This is a genomic window from Buchnera aphidicola (Thelaxes suberi) (assembly GCF_964059005.1).
Classification (GTDB): Bacteria; Pseudomonadota; Gammaproteobacteria; order Enterobacterales; family Enterobacteriaceae; genus Buchnera_I; species Buchnera_I aphidicola_C.
The window spans coordinates 62,588-80,286 of record NZ_OZ060389.1; the positions used below are offsets into that span (position 1 = coordinate 62,588).

21 protein-coding genes and 2 tRNA genes are annotated in these 17,699 nt (G+C 20.4%); 15 read left to right on the plus strand and 8 right to left on the minus strand.

Annotated elements, in window-relative coordinates:
• Window positions 1-45 precede the first annotated feature (45 nt).
• Together AB4W61_RS00275 and cysK are read right to left on the minus strand one after the other, a co-directional pair.
• Window positions 46-303, minus strand: coding sequence for an HPr family phosphocarrier protein (locus AB4W61_RS00275; RefSeq protein ID WP_367678989.1), 258 nt, complete (start codon window positions 301-303; stop codon window positions 46-48).
• 97 nt (window positions 304-400) lie between these two features.
• Complete coding sequence (gene cysK / locus AB4W61_RS00280) at window positions 401-1,342, minus strand: cysteine synthase A (RefSeq protein ID WP_367678990.1); 942 nt, start codon at window positions 1,340-1,342, stop codon at window positions 401-403.
• Window positions 1,343-1,719: 377 nt separating this feature from the next.
• Here cysK and ligA point away from each other — a divergent pair, with 377 nt between their 5' ends.
• Window positions 1,720-3,732, plus strand: coding sequence for an NAD-dependent DNA ligase LigA (gene ligA / locus AB4W61_RS00285; RefSeq protein WP_367678991.1), 2,013 nt, complete (start codon window positions 1,720-1,722; stop codon window positions 3,730-3,732).
• A 9-nt stretch (window positions 3,733-3,741) separates the two neighbouring features.
• Here ligA and AB4W61_RS00290 read toward each other — a convergent pair.
• Both AB4W61_RS00290 and AB4W61_RS00295 read right to left on the minus strand, forming a co-directional pair.
• Window positions 3,742-3,814: transfer RNA gene (locus tag AB4W61_RS00290), tRNA-Lys, on the minus strand.
• A gap of 20 nt (window positions 3,815-3,834) precedes the next feature.
• Window positions 3,835-3,907, minus strand: a tRNA-Val gene (locus tag AB4W61_RS00295).
• Between the two features lie 139 nt (window positions 3,908-4,046).
• On the opposite strand from AB4W61_RS00295, the gene gltX reads away from it, so the two are divergent.
• Window positions 4,047-5,450, plus strand: a complete 1,404-nt coding sequence (gene gltX / locus AB4W61_RS00300; protein WP_367678992.1) for a glutamate--tRNA ligase — start codon at window positions 4,047-4,049, stop codon at window positions 5,448-5,450.
• Window positions 5,451-5,710: 260 nt separating this feature from the next.
• Here gltX and AB4W61_RS00305 read toward each other — a convergent pair whose 3' ends face one another.
• Window positions 5,711-6,106, minus strand: coding sequence for a flagellar hook-basal body complex protein FliE (locus AB4W61_RS00305; RefSeq protein ID WP_367678993.1), 396 nt, complete (start codon window positions 6,104-6,106; stop codon window positions 5,711-5,713).
• 257 nt (window positions 6,107-6,363) lie between these two features.
• Between AB4W61_RS00305 and AB4W61_RS00310 the strand changes: the two genes are divergently transcribed.
• The 13 genes from AB4W61_RS00310 to AB4W61_RS00370 all read left to right on the plus strand — a co-directional run bounded on the left by AB4W61_RS00310 (window position 6,364) and on the right by AB4W61_RS00370 (window position 16,293).
• Entirely contained in the window at window positions 6,364-6,873 is a 510-nt protein-coding gene (locus AB4W61_RS00310) for a hypothetical protein (RefSeq protein ID WP_367678994.1), read from the plus strand.
• A gap of 53 nt (window positions 6,874-6,926) precedes the next feature.
• On the plus strand, window positions 6,927-8,063 hold the full coding sequence (locus AB4W61_RS00315) for a flagellar M-ring protein FliF C-terminal domain-containing protein (protein WP_367678995.1): 1,137 nt from the start codon (window positions 6,927-6,929) through the stop codon (window positions 8,061-8,063).
• Window positions 8,053-9,030 (plus strand): FliG C-terminal domain-containing protein, encoded by a 978-nt coding sequence (locus AB4W61_RS00320; protein WP_367678996.1) that lies wholly within the window; start codon window positions 8,053-8,055, stop codon window positions 9,028-9,030. The genes AB4W61_RS00315 and AB4W61_RS00320 overlap by 11 nt, the downstream gene beginning before the upstream one ends.
• Window positions 9,031-9,046: 16 nt before the next feature.
• Window positions 9,047-9,745 carry a FliH/SctL family protein gene (locus AB4W61_RS00325; RefSeq protein WP_367678997.1) on the plus strand — a complete coding sequence of 233 codons (699 nt, stop codon included), beginning with the start codon at window positions 9,047-9,049 and terminating at the stop codon, window positions 9,743-9,745.
• Entirely contained in the window at window positions 9,746-11,119 is a 1,374-nt protein-coding gene (locus tag AB4W61_RS00330; RefSeq protein WP_367678998.1) for a FliI/YscN family ATPase, read from the plus strand.
• Window positions 11,120-11,336: 217 nt separating this feature from the next.
• Window positions 11,337-11,609 (plus strand): hypothetical protein, encoded by a 273-nt coding sequence (locus AB4W61_RS00335; RefSeq protein WP_367678999.1) that lies wholly within the window; start codon window positions 11,337-11,339, stop codon window positions 11,607-11,609.
• A 77-nt stretch (window positions 11,610-11,686) separates the two neighbouring features.
• Window positions 11,687-12,028 carry a hypothetical protein gene (locus AB4W61_RS00340; protein ID WP_367679000.1) on the plus strand — a complete coding sequence of 114 codons (342 nt, stop codon included), beginning with the start codon at window positions 11,687-11,689 and terminating at the stop codon, window positions 12,026-12,028.
• 77 nt (window positions 12,029-12,105) lie between these two features.
• Entirely contained in the window at window positions 12,106-12,669 is a 564-nt protein-coding gene (locus tag AB4W61_RS00345; protein WP_367679001.1) for a hypothetical protein, read from the plus strand.
• Window positions 12,670-12,749: 80 nt separating this feature from the next.
• Window positions 12,750-13,739, plus strand: a complete 990-nt coding sequence (locus tag AB4W61_RS00350; protein ID WP_367679002.1) for a FliM/FliN family flagellar motor C-terminal domain-containing protein — start codon at window positions 12,750-12,752, stop codon at window positions 13,737-13,739.
• 21 nt (window positions 13,740-13,760) lie between these two features.
• The gene (gene fliN, locus AB4W61_RS00355) at window positions 13,761-14,177 is read left to right on the plus strand and encodes a flagellar motor switch protein FliN (RefSeq protein ID WP_367679003.1); all 417 of its coding nucleotides are present in this window, start codon (window positions 13,761-13,763) and stop codon (window positions 14,175-14,177) included.
• A 218-nt stretch (window positions 14,178-14,395) separates the two neighbouring features.
• Window positions 14,396-15,151, plus strand: a complete 756-nt coding sequence (gene fliP / locus AB4W61_RS00360) for a flagellar type III secretion system pore protein FliP (RefSeq protein ID WP_367679004.1) — start codon at window positions 14,396-14,398, stop codon at window positions 15,149-15,151.
• An 88-nt stretch (window positions 15,152-15,239) separates the two neighbouring features.
• Entirely contained in the window at window positions 15,240-15,506 is a 267-nt protein-coding gene (locus AB4W61_RS00365) for a flagellar biosynthetic protein FliQ (RefSeq protein ID WP_367679005.1), read from the plus strand.
• 4 nt (window positions 15,507-15,510) lie between these two features.
• On the plus strand, window positions 15,511-16,293 hold the full coding sequence (locus tag AB4W61_RS00370; protein WP_367679006.1) for a flagellar biosynthetic protein FliR: 783 nt from the start codon (window positions 15,511-15,513) through the stop codon (window positions 16,291-16,293).
• A 72-nt stretch (window positions 16,294-16,365) separates the two neighbouring features.
• Here AB4W61_RS00370 and rpmG read toward each other — a convergent pair whose 3' ends face one another.
• The 3 genes from rpmG to ppa all read right to left on the minus strand — a co-directional run bounded on the left by rpmG (window position 16,366) and on the right by ppa (window position 17,531).
• The gene (rpmG, locus tag AB4W61_RS00375; protein ID WP_367679007.1) at window positions 16,366-16,530 is read right to left on the minus strand and encodes a 50S ribosomal protein L33; all 165 of its coding nucleotides are present in this window, start codon (window positions 16,528-16,530) and stop codon (window positions 16,366-16,368) included.
• Between the two features lie 9 nt (window positions 16,531-16,539).
• Window positions 16,540-16,794 (minus strand): 50S ribosomal protein L28, encoded by a 255-nt coding sequence (gene rpmB, locus AB4W61_RS00380; RefSeq protein ID WP_367679008.1) that lies wholly within the window; start codon window positions 16,792-16,794, stop codon window positions 16,540-16,542.
• A 224-nt stretch (window positions 16,795-17,018) separates the two neighbouring features.
• Complete coding sequence (ppa, locus tag AB4W61_RS00385) at window positions 17,019-17,531, minus strand: inorganic diphosphatase (protein ID WP_367679009.1); 513 nt, start codon at window positions 17,529-17,531, stop codon at window positions 17,019-17,021.
• Window positions 17,532-17,699 lie beyond the last annotated feature (168 nt).

Consider the following 17,699-nt stretch of genomic DNA (forward strand, 5'->3'; position numbering starts at 1 on the left):
GTGTTAATAAATTAATTTGAAAGATTGTTTTATTTAAAATTTTTTTTATACTAATTTTTGTATTAGTTGAGTTAATTGGTTTATTGCTGCGATTTCATCTTTTCCATTAGCAGATAATTTTATTGTTGTTCCATGCGTTAATCCTAATGTTTGTATTTTAAAAAGACTTTTTGCATTGACTATTTTTTCTTTAAAAGTAATTGTAATTTCAGATTGAAATTCTTTAGCTGCTTTAACGAATTGTGCAGCAGGTCGTGTATGAAAACCATTAGGAGAGGTTATAGTTACTTCTTTAGAAGTCATAATATTATATTCCTTAATTAATAGTTTGTTTATTTTTTATTTGAAAATAAATTTTAATTTATACTAATTTGAAAAATAGTAAATAGTAAATTTGTATTTATTGGAATAATTCTGTACTTAAATATCTTTCTCCAGAAGATGGTAGTATAACTACTATATTTTTTTTTTGAAATAAAGGTTCTTTTTGAAGATTTAGCGCAGCTATTACAGCAGCTCCAGAAGAAATGCCTGATAAAATTCCTTCTTTGCACATAAGAATCTTTGACATTTTTATAGAATCTTCTTCGGAAACTGCTATGATTCTATCTAATATATTTAAATCTAAGTTTTTTGGTATAAAACCAGCTCCAATTCCTTGAATTTTATGAGGAGAGCTTTGTATCTTTTTACCCGATAGAAATTGTTGAATTACAGGTGATTTTTTAGGTTCTACTCCAACACTAATTAAATCTTTTTTATTTTTAATATTTTTTATATATTGACTAATACCTGAAATAGTACCTCCTGTTCCAATTCCTGATACAAGTACATCGATATTTCCCTTAGTATCGTTCCAAATTTCGGGTCCTGTTGTTATTCTATGAATTTCTGGATTCGCAGGATTTTCAAATTGTTTAATCATAAAATGTGTTTTTGTATTTTTATTAGTTATATCATATGCTTTTTGAATAGCCCCTTTCATTCCTTGTTCACCAGGGGTTAATATTAAATGAGCTCCTAAAGCTGTTAGTAATTTTTTACGTTCTAAAGACATAGTTTCAGGCATAGTTATTATTAATTTATAGCCTCTAGCAGCAGTTACATATGCAAGTGCTATTCCTGTATTACCACTTGTAGCTTCTACAATAACTGTGTTTTTATTAATTAATCCAGATTTTTCTGCATTCCAAATCATGTTAGAACCGATACGACATTTGACGCTAAAACTTGGATTTCGAGATTCTATTTTTACGAGTATTTTTTTATTTCCAATATTATTTAATCGAACTAAAGGAGTATTGCCAATAGTAAAAGTATTATCATCGTATATTTTTTGCACTATTATTCCTTTTTTATTATAAATATATTAATTTAAGATTGTTATTTTTAATATATTACTTATTTTTGTTATGAATAATAAGTTATTAATAATAACTAAATTGATTTTTTTTGAAATATTTTAATATTTCTTATATTTAATGATATTAAATTTAATGATTTATCGCATTTAATCTTAACCATACATAATAATTTTTCATGTATATTGAATGCATTATATAATATTAAAGATTCATTTTTATTAACAAATTATTTTTAATAAAAATTGTATTCATTAAATGTGAAATAAATTTAATTTTTTGTATCATTTTTTATAGATTTATTATTAATAAAATAGTTTATTGAGCATTATATTATTTAAAAAAATGGTAAAACATTATGAATAAAAGTATTGTTAAATTAATTGATCTTAGAAAGATTATTAGTCATCATGCTTATTTATATTATACATTAGATTCTCCGATAATATCAGATTTTGAATATGACAACTTAATTAATGAATTAAAATTATTAGAAAAACAAGAAATAAAAATAATAAAAAACTCTCCTACTAATAATGTTGGAAGTGATTTTTTACGTTCTTTGAAAACAAAAAAACATTTTGCTTCTATGTTATCGTTAGATAATATTGCTGATATAGAAATGATTGATTTTTTTTATAAAAATGTTTTAAAAAAGTTAAAAAAAAAGAAAAAAATTAATTTTTGTTGTGAACTGAAAATTGATGGGATAGCTATTAGTTTATTATACAAAAAAGGTGTTTTAATACGCGCATTAACTAGAGGAAATGGAAAGATAGGAGAGGATGTAACACTAAATGTTTATGAAATACAAAGTATTCCAAAAGTTTTAGATAATATTATTAATATGCCTGAATTATTAGAGGTACGAGGCGAGATATACATACCTTTATCAGAATTTTATAAAATTAACGAAGTTAAAAAAAATATACAATTTTCTAATCCTCGCAATACGGCAGCGGGTTCATTAAGGCAAAATAATCCTAAAATTACTTTAAGCAGAAATTTAATGTTTTTTTGTCATGGATTTGGAATTTGTTATCCTAAAAATAATTTTATTAATCATTTTAATTTTTTAATGGTAATGAAAAGTTTAGGGTTTCCTGTTAACAATAAGTTATGTTTATTTAGTAATATAAATAATATTAAAGAATTTTATTACCAAATAAATAAAAATAGAAAAAGTTTTGATTTTCAAATCGATGGGATAGTTATTAAGTTAAATGATTTTGATGATCAAAAAGTATTAGGAAGCACTAGTAAATATCCTAAATGGGCTTTAGCTGTAAAATTTCCTTCAAATGAAAATATTACTACAGTTAATAATATAGATTTTCAAGTAGGGAGAACTGGATTAATTACTCCGGTAGCTTATTTAAGTCCTATTAAAATATCAGGTGTAGTAATAAAGAAAGCATCATTGCATAGTAAATATGAAATGTACAGATTAGGAGTATATATTGGATCGAAAGTACTTGTGCGGAGAGCTGGTGATGTTATACCTTACATTGTAAAAGTTATAAATTATGAATTAATTAATGATATTAATTTGATTCAAAAAAAATGTTTTTTTCCTACACAGTGCCCTATTTGTTCTTCAAATTTAATAGAATTTCATAATGGAAAAACTGTTAAATGTAGTAATAACAATTATTGTTTAGATCAAAAAGAAAAGTTATTATTACATTTTGTTTCTAAATTTGCTTTTAATATTAAAGGAATTGGAAAAAAAATTTTGAAAAAATTAATTTATAAAAATATAATTAATGAATTTTCTGATTTTTTTAAAATACAAGTTGATCATTTAACTAAAATAGATAGAATACAAAAAAAAATAGCTAATAACATTATTTATCAAATAAAAAAATCTCGATCTATATCTTTAGATCGCTTTATTTACGCGTTAGGAATTGAAATGGTTGGTGTAGAAACTGCTCGTAATTTGTCTATTTATTTTGGTGATTTTAGTAGTTTTATGCAAACTAACGTATCTCAATTACAAAAAATTAAAAATATAGGAACTGTTTCATCAGGTATAATTTTTAATAAAATTAATAATAGTAGCTTTAAAGAAAAAATATTAGATTTACTTTCTTTTATTGTAATAAAACCAAATAATAGTAGTAAAACAAATAAACGTAGCTTTTTTTTTAATAAAAAAATTGCTATTACCGGGAGGTTAAAAAGATATTCTAGAGATAAATTATTTTTTTTATTACAATCATTAGGAGCTATACAGTGTAAATATATTTCTCAAAAAACAGATTTACTAATATTAGGAGAATGTCCTGGAAAAAAATTATATAAGGCTAAATTATTAAATATAAAAATTATGGAAGAAGAAGAATTGTTACAAAAAATACGTTGCTAGATAATTTTTTGGGTCGTGCAGGATTTGAACCTGCGACCAATTGATTAAAAGTCAACTGCTCTACCAACTGAGCTAACGACCCGTATAAATTTTAAAAATTTTTGGGTGATGACGGATTTGAACCGCCGACCCCCTCCGTGTAAAAGAGGAGCTCTAACCACTGAGCTAATCACCCTGATTACATCTATTGTAAAGGTTAAATTGTTGTAGTCAATCTTTTTTTTATGAATTTAATTAAATTTTATATACACATATCGATATATACGTATGTTGAATGATTTTTTTTATAAAAATTTTTTATTAGAGGAGTTGTTATGAAAGTAGTAACTCGATTTGCCCCTAGTCCAACTGGTTTTTTACATATTGGTAATATTAGAACTGCTTTATATTCTTGGCTTTTTTCGCAACATTATAATGGAATATTTATTTTAAGGATTGAAGATACTAACATAGACAAGTCGCATCATCGCTATAGTCAATCTATTTTGAATACATTAAAATGGTTAGGTTTACATTGGGATAAAGGTCCTTATTATCAAAGTAATAATATAGATTATTATAGAGATATGATTAATGTTTTAATACGGAATAATCAAGCATATAAATGTTATTGTTCTCCTGAAAGATTGAAAAGAAATCGTGATAATCAAATCAAATTAGGCAAAAAACCTAAATATGATGGAAAATGTAAACATTCTTTTATAAAAAAAAAGAAAGATTATGTAATACGATTCAATAATCCTGATGATGGAAAAATAGTATTTAATGATTTAATTAGAGGTAAGATTAGTGTCAATAATACTGAATTAGATGATTTAATTATACAAAGATCTAATGGAATGCCTACTTATAATTTTTGTGCGGTACTTGATGATAATTTGATGAATGTTACACATGTTATAAGAGGTGAAGATCATATTAATAATACTCCTCGTCAAATTAACATTTATAATGCTTTTAATTTTAGTCTTCCATTTTATGCTCATGTTTCTATGATTTTAGATAGTGATAAAAAAAAATTATCTAAACGTAATAATAGCTCTAATATTTTGTATTATCGTGATCAAGGTTTTTTTCCTGAAGCATTACTTAACTATATAGTACGATTAGGTTGGTCTTATGGGAATCAAGAAATATTTAGTTTAAAAGAAATGGTTCAACTTTTTTCATTACGTAATATTAATAAATCTCCAAGTATTTTTAATATAAAAAAGTTATATTGGATTAATCGATTTTATTTAAATAAATTTACTAATAAAAAATTAATACCAGAATTAGAAAAACAAATGCAGCAGAGAGATATAAAGTTACATAACAATGTTGATTGTATAAACATTTTAACAATATTTAAATCAAGATGTAATACTTTAAAAGAAGTTTTAGACTTATATGAAAACTTAAATAAAAATATTAACTTAAAAAATACGCAATATTTAAAACTTTATTTATCTATTTTCTTAAAAGATGCATTTGTTTTGATTTTTAAGAAATTAAATTTCTTATTAAAATGGGAAATGACATCAATTCAATATATATTAAAGCAAGCATTAGAAAATAAAAAATTAAAAGTACAAGAATTATATGCTCCTTTAAGATTAATTTTAACTGGAACGCTTATTTCTCCTAATATTAATCATATTATTTTTATTTTAGGTAAAAATATTGTTTTACATCGAATTAGAAATGGTATTAATTATATTTTATTAAATAAAAAATAGTTTTTATTAATTAAAAATTTTATTCTTATTTTTTAACATGATTTGATTATTATATATTGTAATATTGTTTTTGATTTATAAATAAATAATATATTATTACAAATAATTGTAATAATATATTTATATATAAACAACAAAATCATTTTTAGTTATTTAATTATTTATTTAAAATTATACGTTACTTATTTTTTTTGTATAACATTGTATGATTATTACTAAAACATTTAATTTTGTTGTAATAATACTATTTTTATTTTATTTTAAACTGAAGTACGAAATATTTCTTGATATGCATCTAATACTTTTTGTTTAATAGTATTAATGATGCTAAGAGATAAAGATGTTTTTTCTAATTCTATAAAAAGATGACTTAAATACAATTCATGTTGTAAAATTGCTGTATTTTTTTTTTCTAATTTTTTAATTTTATTTATAGTTTTTTTATTATTTACCTTATTATTTATTTTTTTTATATTTTGTTGATCTAAAGATTCTTTTTTAATAAAATCCAATTTTTTTTGAAAATCAATAAAATTATTTGAGTATTCATGAATTTTTTTTTTTGAATTTTGTGTAAATTTATTTAAATTATTTTTAATATTTATAGTATTATTACTATGATTATAAATATGATTGTTTGAAAATTTTTGTATCATATCCAATATCTCCATGTTGATTATTCAATTAATGATTAATTATTTAGGATACTTATAGTTAGTTGAACAGTTTAAATATTTTGCAAAATAAAATTGTTATGAATAAGTGCTTAATGTACATTATAAAATTTTTTATTTTTATAACTATCTAGTTATTTTACTAGTATGATACAAAAATTTTTTAAAATAAATTAATATTTTAATATCAATAAATATTTTTAATTATTGATCTATGTTCTATTATTAGGATGTTTTTTATGAATATAAAAAATATATATGATTTAAATAGTATAAATCAAAAGATTTTTGAAAAAATTAATTTTTTATTTAAAAATCAATCACAATTATTTATTACGACACTTGCTTTTTTTTTATCAATATTGTTGCTATTTTTTATTTGGATTTTCAAACATGACTATCGATTATTATATAAAAATGTTTTTTATTCAAAAATAAATGATATTGTTTCGATTTTAGATGAACAATCTATTCCATATCAATTTAACGCTCAACAAAAAGATTTGTTTGTTCCTAATCATCAATTAATAAAAGCTATAGCTTTTACTTATTCGTTAAATCAAGATATAGACGAAACAAAAGGCTTTGAATTGTTAGATAATGAAAAGTTTGGATTAAGTTCTTTTCATGAATATATTAATTATCAGAGAGCATTAGCGGGTGAATTAAAAAAAACTATTCAATCTTTAAATCATATTAAAAGGGTTAAAATACATTTAAGTATTCCTGATAATACTTTTTTTTTTTAGAAGATAAAGCAAAAAGTTCAGCTGTAGTATGTTTAGAACTAGAACAAGATGCCGTGATGTCACCGGAACAAGTAAGATCAATTCAATATATTGTATCTAGTAGTGTTTTAGATTTACAGCCAAATAATGTCTATGTTGTAGATAATGATGGAATTACTCTTAGTGAAGTACATGACGATATTTATAATAATGAAAATATGTACTTAAGATATTCAAAAAAAATAGAGAGTGAAGTAAAACAAAAAATAGAAAATATTTTAGATCCTTTATTTGGTAAAAAAAATTTTAAAGTAGTAGTAATAGCGGATACTGTTTCTAATATTAAAAATAATATAAAAAATAATTACTTTAATATTAATAAAAAAAATACATCAGTCCCTGTAGAATTAGTTAGTAACGCTAAAAATAAAAAACAACAACCTCAAAATATTTTAGATTTATTTCAAGGTAATAGTGTTGTAAATCAAATTTCTTCGTTAAATTTACCTATCGATAAAAAAAATAATCATCATATAACATATCAAAATAGTTTATTTCACAATAATAATATTAATAAAAATAATGAATTTAATGTATTCAATGTTTCTCATAAAAAAGATAACATTACTATTAATAATATGATGAAAAAAAACAATTTTAATAATAGTTTATCGTATGCAAATATCAATCAAAATAATATAAAAAAAATTTCTGTTATTGTTATGATTAATTCTAATTTTTTTAATAAAGACGACAAAAACAGTAAACATTACATTAGTTCAGATAAAATAAAAATGTTAGTTCAGCAAGCTATAGGTTTTTCTAAAAAAAGAAGTGATTCAATTAGTATTCAATATGTTCCTTTTGTGCTTTCTTCTACTACTATTAAAAATAGTATCGTACATAATACTAATCATCATCATAGTCTATATACATTTTTTACATTAATGGTATATTTATCATTAATAATAATTGGTTTATTAATTATAAAATTATTATTTTTTTCAAATTCAAAATTAGTAAATGATAGTATTAACGCAAGTATTAAAGAACCTATCAATAACGTAAAAAAAGATAAAGTTAATAAACAATCAAATAGCATAAGAGATAATTATTTAAATGTAACAAATATTGTTTCATCAAAAAATAATGATTCAAATGCTATGACAAATATGATTCGTAAATGGATAAATAAAAAAAATGAATCTTAATGGTTTTGAAAAAAGCGTGTATTTACTTTTATCAATGAATATTGAGCAAAGTATTGAAGTCGTACAGAATTTAACAACAGAAGAGAAAAAAGAAATAGTACAATATAGTTTAAATATGAAAGATATAAACTATTCTAAGTTAAAAGATATTTTTTCTCATGAAAAAGAATTATTAAATGAAATAAATTTGTTTATTAATAAAAAGAAGAATCAAGAATTACATGTATCTAATATTCACAGTAATGATACTAATAAAATAATCAATACTGTTACGGAAATAGATTATAAAAAAAAATTTGAAGAAAATATAAAAATATTTCATACGATTAAACTAGAAGATTTATTTAATTTAATTAAAAAAGAACCTTTACAGGTTATTTTTATTATTTTAATACATTTAGATCGTAATGTAGCATCAGAGTTGGTGAATTTATTTTCTTTAGAAAAAAAATCAGATTTAATAATTCAAATTTTTGAATATACAGAAACAATAACACAAGATAAGTATAAAAAATACAACGAAATTATTCAATACTTAATAAATCGCTATTATTTTATAATAAGTGATCAAAACAAGATACAAAACATTTTAAAAATTACAGAGTTGTTGGATAACAATGATAAGAAAAAAATATTAATTAAAATAAAAGAAAAAAAAATAGATATAGCTAAAAAATTAGCACCTTTTTTATTGAGTTTTGATAATTTATTTAGTTTAGAAGAAAAATTTATTATTCAAATAATAAAAAATATAACAATAAAAACTTTGTATATATCTTTATATGATCAAAGTAGAGAACTAAAAGAAAAAATAATTAAATATATGTCTAAAAAACAATTGTTAGAATTTAATCATGAAAAAAACAAAAAAATTTTTTATACTCATGCACTTATTAATCAAAGTAAAAATAAGATTTTAAAACAAATACAAAACATCTTCATATCTAATGACATTAAAATTTATTAATTTGGAGAAATAAATAATGATTGATAAGGTTAATAAAAAATGGAAAAAATGGAATCCCACAGAAATTTATCAAAAAAAGAATATTGATTTTTATCACGAAGATAAAGTTAATACATTAAAAAATATTTTTTCAAAAAAATATATTAGTAAAATCGATTATAATAGTAAAAATGATAGTTTTTTTAATAAAAAAAAAAATAATCAGAATGTTGATCAGTTTCAATTAGGTTTAAAAAAAGGAAAAAGTATAGGTTTTGCACAAGGATTTGAAAAAGGTATAGCACAATCATCTCAATTAGAAAAAAAAATATATAAAAAGATAGATAAAATTTTTTTTGAATTTCAACAAGCTTTAAATGATTTAGATTCAGTTTTTTCTGATCATTTATTAAATTTATCTTTAGTTGTATTACGAGATATTATTGGGATTTCATCAATTGATAACCGAGAATTTTTATTTAATAAAATAAAAAAAATTATTTATCGTGATTTTACGACTGCTTTAAATAAAACAATTTTATTTCATCCAGAAAATAAACATATAATTGAAAAAAGATTTAAAAATTTAATAAAATTATACAATTGGAATATTGCATACAATAATAGTATTCCTAATGAAGGATGTAAAATAATTACAAATTTAGGAAGTTATGATGAAACATTAACTGGATTATGGAAGGAATTATATCGGATTGCTAAATCTGAGGAACAATAAATGAATTCAAGATTAAATAATTGGTTAAAAAAAACGCGTATTTTTGAAAAAAAAATTAAAAATTTTTCTAATTTAGTGCGGTATGGTTATTTAACTAGTTATGTTGGGTCTATTCTAGAAATACAGGGTATTTTTTTTCCTATTGGAACGCAATGTATGGTAGAAGTAAAAAATTGTTATAAAGAAGTAATCTACGTTAGTGCAGAGATAGTAGGTTTTAAAAAAAATAAGATGTTTGCAACATTGCTCAAAGAATCTTCTGGATTATTTTATGGAGCACGTGTTTATCCTAAATGTACAACTAATGTTTACCATCTTTCGGGAAAATTTTTACCAGTAGGGTTTAATTTATTAGGAAGAATAATTGATTGTTTTGGAAATCCATTAGATGGAAAAAATAAACCTACAACAGAATGTTTAGTAGATATTAATCAATTTAATATTATTAATCCTTTGAAAAGATCTCCAATTAATAGTATTTTAGATACAGGTATTCGAGCAATTAATGCATTATTGACTATTGGAAAAGGGCAAAGAATGGGATTGTTTGCTGGATCTGGTGTTGGAAAAAGCGTTTTATTAGGTATGATGTCTAAATTTACTAATTCGGATATAATTATAGTTGGTTTAATTGGTGAACGAAGTAGAGAAGTTCAAGAATTTGTTTATGATATATTAAATAGTATTGGAATTCATCGAGTTATTGTCATTGTTGCTCCAGCAAGTACTTCTTCTATATTAAGAATACAAGCTGCTTTATATGCTATACGAACAGCAGAATATTTTAGAGATAATGGGAAAGATGTACTATTGATTATAGATTCTTTAACTAGATTTGCTATGGCGCATCGTGAAATAGCTTTATCTTTAGGAGAAATACCTTCTTCTAAAGGTTATCCACCTTCTGTTTTATCTAAAATTTTATTTTTTATAGAAAGATGTGGTACTGGAAGAAAAGAAAAAAAAGGTAGTATTAGTGCTTTTTATACAATATTAACTGAAGAAGATGGTATAACGGATCCTGTAGCAGATACAGCTAGATCTATTTTAGATGGACATATTATACTATCACGTAATTATGCAGAATCTGGTCATTATCCAGCAATAGATATTGAAAAATCTATTAGTAGAACTATGTCAATGTTAGTGGACAAAGATTACTTTAATAAAGTATGTTATATCAAACAGTTAATATCTTCATATCATAGAAATAAAGATTTAATTAATATTGGCGCTTATATGCAAGGTAATGATAAGATTTTAGATCAAGCTATAAAATTATGGCCATTGTTATCAAAATTTTTGCAACAAACAATGTTTGAACATTTTTCATATGAATATTCTTGTCAAAGTTTATTAAAAATAATAGTATAGTTTTATTTCTATTGTTAATTAGATATTATTATAAGGATACAATTTTATAAAAAAACAACATTTAGTTCTACTTAATTTAATAGATGATAAAAAATTTTTAATTATTATCAATCAATTAAATAAATATTTAATACGAAATAAAAAGAATCATAATTATTTAAAAAGTTTAATAAAATACCAAAATGAGTATAATAATATTCTATTTATAAAAAAAAAAATGGGTTTAAATGCATATCAGTTGCATAGCTACAATGATTTTATATCAATGCTAGAAAACAATATTTTTATATATAAAAAAAAAGAAATTGAATATGTAAAAAAAATAAATTTTTATATAAAAAAGTGTCTAGAACATAAAATAAATAAAATGACTTGGAATTTATTATTAAATAAAATAAAAAAAATAAATTTAATACGAAAAGAAGTGCAAGAGCAAGAAAATTTAGATGAAATGATACAAATTTTTCAATTTAAAGATAAAAAAAATTAATATGTTATTTTTTTTAAATTAAATTTGTATTCTTTTTTATATAAGATTAAAAATAATTTAATAATGTAAAATATATTATGAAAATATCTAATAATTCATCAAAAAATAATAAAGTAATTGATATAAATACTCAAACAAATAATCAATACAATTTATTGAAAAATAAGTTAGATTTTAATAAATCGATTTTAGATATATTAAAATCTAATCAAATGTTATATAGTTCAAAAAAAAATTTTATTCATTATATGAATAAAAAGAAAAAAAACAATGTTGAAAATGCTAATATTAAAAGTAAAGAAATATTAAAAAAAATAGAAAACAAAAAAATAATTAGTACAGCAACAAACAATACAAGTAAATTTGTTGTAAAGCAAAATATAACAACAAATTATAATAATATAAAAAAAAAAAAATAAATATTTATAAAAAAAAAACTTTAATTAAAAAACAATACTTTTGCAATAAAAAAAATTTAATACAATTTAAGAAAAAAATGGTTTATTTAAATCACCAAAAAAGGAATGATTTAGTAAGTTCAAATAACTTAAATAAAAAAAATGTATATTATTATATGCCAAAAAAACAAACAAAATTGTTAAACGAAATAGAAAAAAATATTTTTTATTCTAAAACAGACAATAGAATTATACATAATTCTTTCAAAAGAATTATTTTGAATGAGAAAAATAATTCTAATCAAAATTTTAATTTTTTATCAAATAATTCAGAACATAAAAAAAAAGATAAACTATATAAAGAAAATATTTTTTTAAAAAAATTATCTTTATTTTTAGGCGATAGATTACTATATATATCAAATAATATAAAAAATATATTAAATAATAATAATAAAATAATTCAATGCACTTTAACATTAAATAATATAAAAAAATTATATTTTTTGTTTCGAATAAGTAATCAAAAATTAGAATTTAGTTTTTTTTCTAAATGTTTTTCAATAATGAAATTATTAAGCAAATCTGTTCCTATTTTAAAAAAATTTTTTTTAAAAAAAGGATTAATTATAAAAAAAATTTTTTTTGATAAAAATAAATAAAAATAATTTATTTTAAGTTATTTATAATTATTTATATAAAAATTTTATAAAATGTTTTTAATAAATATTGGGGTATTTTAATGTCAAAAAGTATTAATACGCCACTTTTTAGTTTACAAAAAATTATTAAACAAAAAAAAATATTTTTTCTATGTAATAAAAAAAATAAAAATAAAAAAAATATTTTTTTGTATGACCCTAATATTAATATTTTGCATGTACAAAAAATATTAAAAATGCTGTACAAAGACAGTAAATGTTTTGCAAATATTATTGAAAAAACAATTAGTAAAACATTTTGTTCTGAAATAAAACTATCGTTGTGTGATATGTATATTGATAATTTTTATTATAATAAAAAAATGTTTTTTTATGAAGAAAATATATTTCCATTACATTTTACATATACTGAAATTCAATCTTGTAATAGTTATTTAATAGTAATGTTTCCTATAGTTTTTATTCAATCAATGATTTCTTATTTATTATGTATAAATAATGTAAATATGAATCAATTAGAAAAAAATTTTTTTGATTCTCATACATATAAGTATTTTACTAAAAAAATTATTTCTTTAATTACTAAAAAATATATTTCTTATTTATCAGATAAATTATATTTAAAATTAAATAAATTTATTTTGAAATTTAATTATAATTTCAATAATTTTTCTTATTTTATACAAAAGAGTGATTATATTCGATTAAAATATAATATAAAAATGAATTGTATATGTAGTAGTTTTTTTATCTTAATTCCTTTTACTTGTATTAAAAATTTGTGTCCTTCATTACAACTACATAATAAAAAATTACTGAATACAAATTGCTTAGAGAAAAAAAATAGTTTTATTATAGATGATTTTAAAGATATTAAAATAATTATTTCGGGAAGAATATATACAGTAACGTGTATGTTATCAGATTTATGTAATTTAAAAATAGGGGATGTAATACCTATATCAAATCTCAATACAATGTTTTTGTTTGCAGGAAATATATTGATAGCTTCAGGGAAAATTTATACTTTAAAAAAATTTTATTCTTGTTGTATAAAAAAAATTTATTAATATTTTATGAGAAAAATAAAAATGGACACTAATCAAGAATTTGATCAAAATAAAGAAAATAATAAATTGATAGAAAACCAAACTGATTTACCAGAAAATCAAGAAGAATTAAGTAAAGATTTTGAAAAAATAAGTAAAAAATGGAATGAACAACAAAACGTTAATAATATTGATAAGAATAATAATGTTTTAAATAGCAATATATCTATTCAAAATGTTCCAATGAAAATTACTATAGAACTTGGATCGTTACAAATGAAAATAAAAGATATATTAAAATTAAAACATGAATCACTATTAACATTAGATAAAGAAATTGGTAAGCCTTTAAATATTTTGGTAAATAATTATATTATTGCTCAAGGGGAAATAGTAGTTGTAGAAAATCAATATGGAATACGTATTACTAATATTATTAATCCTATAAATAATTTTTAATTGTTATATTTTAAACAGAATATTATGTATTGTAATTTATATGTATATATGATGATATTTTATATAAATATTGAAAATATTAAATAAATTTTTATTTTAATTTCAATTTTTATAAAATATTAAATAAATTTTATGTGAAATAATGCAATATCTTTAAATACATAGAGTTATTTTTATTATAAATTGAGTTAATTTTTAATTTTACGCAAGGTATTATAATGAAATATAGGTATATTCCAGTAATATTAACTGTTGTTATTTTTTTTCCTTTTATTAGTCATGCTGCATCGAATATCGATATTTTTAATCCGATTGTTAAGTTAATAGAGGAAAATAAATCGATAAGTTCACCTTTAGAATTATTAATATTTATAACTTCTTTGAGTTTTATATCTGCAGTTGTGTTAATGATGACGAGTTTTACACGTATTATTATCGTATTTAGTTTATTACGTAATGCAATAGGAACGCCTTATGCTCCCCCTAATCAAGTTTTAATAGGTTTAGCTTTAATTCTTACCTTTTTTATTATGAATCCTGTTATTGATAAGGCATATAAATTATCATATATTCCTTATTCTCATGAAAAAATTAATATTGTTCAGGCATTAACAAATTTTACGCATCCTTTTAAAGATTTTATGTTAAAACAGTTAACTTTATCTGATATTAATGTTTTTGTTAAATTAGATCGTAAATATAAAACACCAATAAAAAATTATAAAAATATTTCAATGAAGTTTGTATTACCAGCATTTATTATAAATGAAATAAAAAAGGGTTTTCAGATTGGTTTTACAGTACTTATTCCATTTTTAATCGTTGATTTAATTGTTGCTAGTGTATTAATGTCGTTAGGGATGATGATGATACCTCCATCCAGTATCTCTTTACCTTTTAAATTATTTTTATTTTTAGTATCCAATAGTTGGCAATTACTAATTGTATCTTTATTTCATAGTTTTTTTTATTAAATAAAATATTTAATTTCTTTAAAATATTTATCTTTTAAATAAAATATTAATGTGATTAATACTAACAAATAGGTATAATATAGATCTTATGTTAATAGAATCTTCTCTTTTTTTTAATCAAATAACTCGTATTATTTTAATAATATCAACTCCTTTACTTTTAGCTTCTTTAATAACTGGTTTAATAGTTAGTTTTATTCAATCAGTTACTCAAATTAATGAACAAAGCTTATCTTTTTTGCCTAAAATAATTGCTGTATTTTTTGTATTATCGTTTTGCGGTCCATGGATGTTGCATTATTTAAAAGATTTTACAATTAATTTATTATCTAATTCATTGTACATGTTTATATAATATTATGCATGAATATAATTATACATTACAATTACAAACAAATATAATATTTTTTCTATTGTTATTTGTTCGAATCATTACTTTTTTATTTACAATTCCTTTATTTGGAGATCAATATGTAAATAAAAAAATTAATGTTTATTTAGCGTTATGTTTAAGTTTTATTGCGCTTTTTTTTATTCCATATGATGATTTATTACAATTAAATTTTTTATTGATAATATTTTTATGTTTAAAGCAAATATTAGTAGGATTTTTATTAGGATTTGTGATTAAATTAATATTTTCGATTGCTTTTATTGCTGGAGAAATTATTAGTGCTCAAATTGGTTTATCATTTGCTAATTTTTTTGATTTTAACGCGCGATTAAATCTTTCTCTTATGTCTCGTTTTTTTTATAATTTAATGATGTATATTTTTTTATTACTAAACGGTCATTTGTGGATGATTAATATAATTATGCAGAGTTTTTATAGTATTCCTATTAATTTTACATTAGTTCATAAAATTTTTTATATAAAAATAATATATTTATTTTATTTTGTATTAATGCAAAGTATAGCCTTATCTCAACCTATTATTATCTTAACTCTAACATTAATTTTCGTATTAGCTTTTTTAAATAAAACAGCTCCTCAGTTTTCTTCTTTTTCTATTTTTATTCCAATGTCCTTAATAATTGGATTATATTTAATACATAATGGTGCATTAGAATTTATTAATTTTTTTGTTAAATATTTTAAATTTTTTTCTAACATAAAATATTATCTTCATGTAATTGAATAAAAAAAATAAAAACAAAATATATAAAATATTAAAATTGTTTTTATTTTTTTAAGTCTTTAGTTTTTTTAATTACTATTTTAATTTTACTTCGTTATATATACAGTGCTTCCTTACTATAGGATCATATTTTTTTAATTTTATTTTTTCTGGTGTATTTCTTTTGTTTTTAGTAGTAGTATAAAAATGTTTACTTTTAGTAGATACCATTTTTATTTTTTCTCTTGCGCCTTTTGCCATTATTATTACCTATTTATTTTTTTTTTTTTTTTGATTTTTGTTAAAGAAATTTATTTTTTTTAAAACATAATCAATTCCTTTTTTATCAATAAAACGCATTCCTTTTGCGCTAATTTTTAATTTAACAAATTTTTTTTTCTCTTTGATCCAAAACTTATGTTCATGAAGATTTAGCAAAAATTTTTTTTTATGAGCATTCATTGCATGTGATCTACTATGTCCAAACAAAGCTTTTCTGTTAGTAATTTGACAAATATGAGACATATTAATAACCTTGTAATGTTTGATAAAATTATATATTTATTAGATAAAAAATTATTTTTTTTTCTAAATATTAATAATATTTAAAGTCTTAGTGATACAATAAATAATATTATTTATTAAATAATAAGGATAAGATTTTTATAGTTAAAAATATATTTCTATATAAATAAAATTAAATAAGAACATGTAAATATTATGAATATTTTATTTATATAAATAAATTATTAATTTGATTTATATTTTTTATATCTCTCACAAGAAAGTGTTATCTCTTTTATTGCAGATTTTTTATTTTCCCATCCAATAATTTTAACCCATTTTTTTTTATCTAATTTTTTATAGTTTTCGAAAAAAAATACTATTTGATCTTTTAAATATTGAGAAACGTCTGTAATCTCTTGTATGTTACAGTATTCTTCAGATATATTATCATGAGGTTTCATTAAAATTTTACAGTCTTCTCCTTTTTCATCAGACATTTTTAATACCCCGATTGGCATACATTGAATAATACAATTATAAAAAAGAGGATAAGGAGTAATTATTAAAGCATCTAATGCGTCTTTATCTGACGATAAAGTATTATTTATATATCCATAATTTGTTGGATAAAACATAGTAGTAGGCATAATCCTATCTACAAATAATAAACCAGTTTTTTTGTCTATTTCGTACTTTACTGGATTTGATTTATAAGGAATTTCAACAGTTACTAAATAACTTTTATTTGCGTTCATTATTATTCCTAAATAATATAAAAATGTATATAAATATAACAATAATTAAAACTTATTTTTTTTTTTATGTAATATTATGTATAATAAATTTGTTTATATAATTACAGTATATTTTATAATATTAGTAAATAAATTAATATACATTAAATTTTTAATAATATTAAAAAT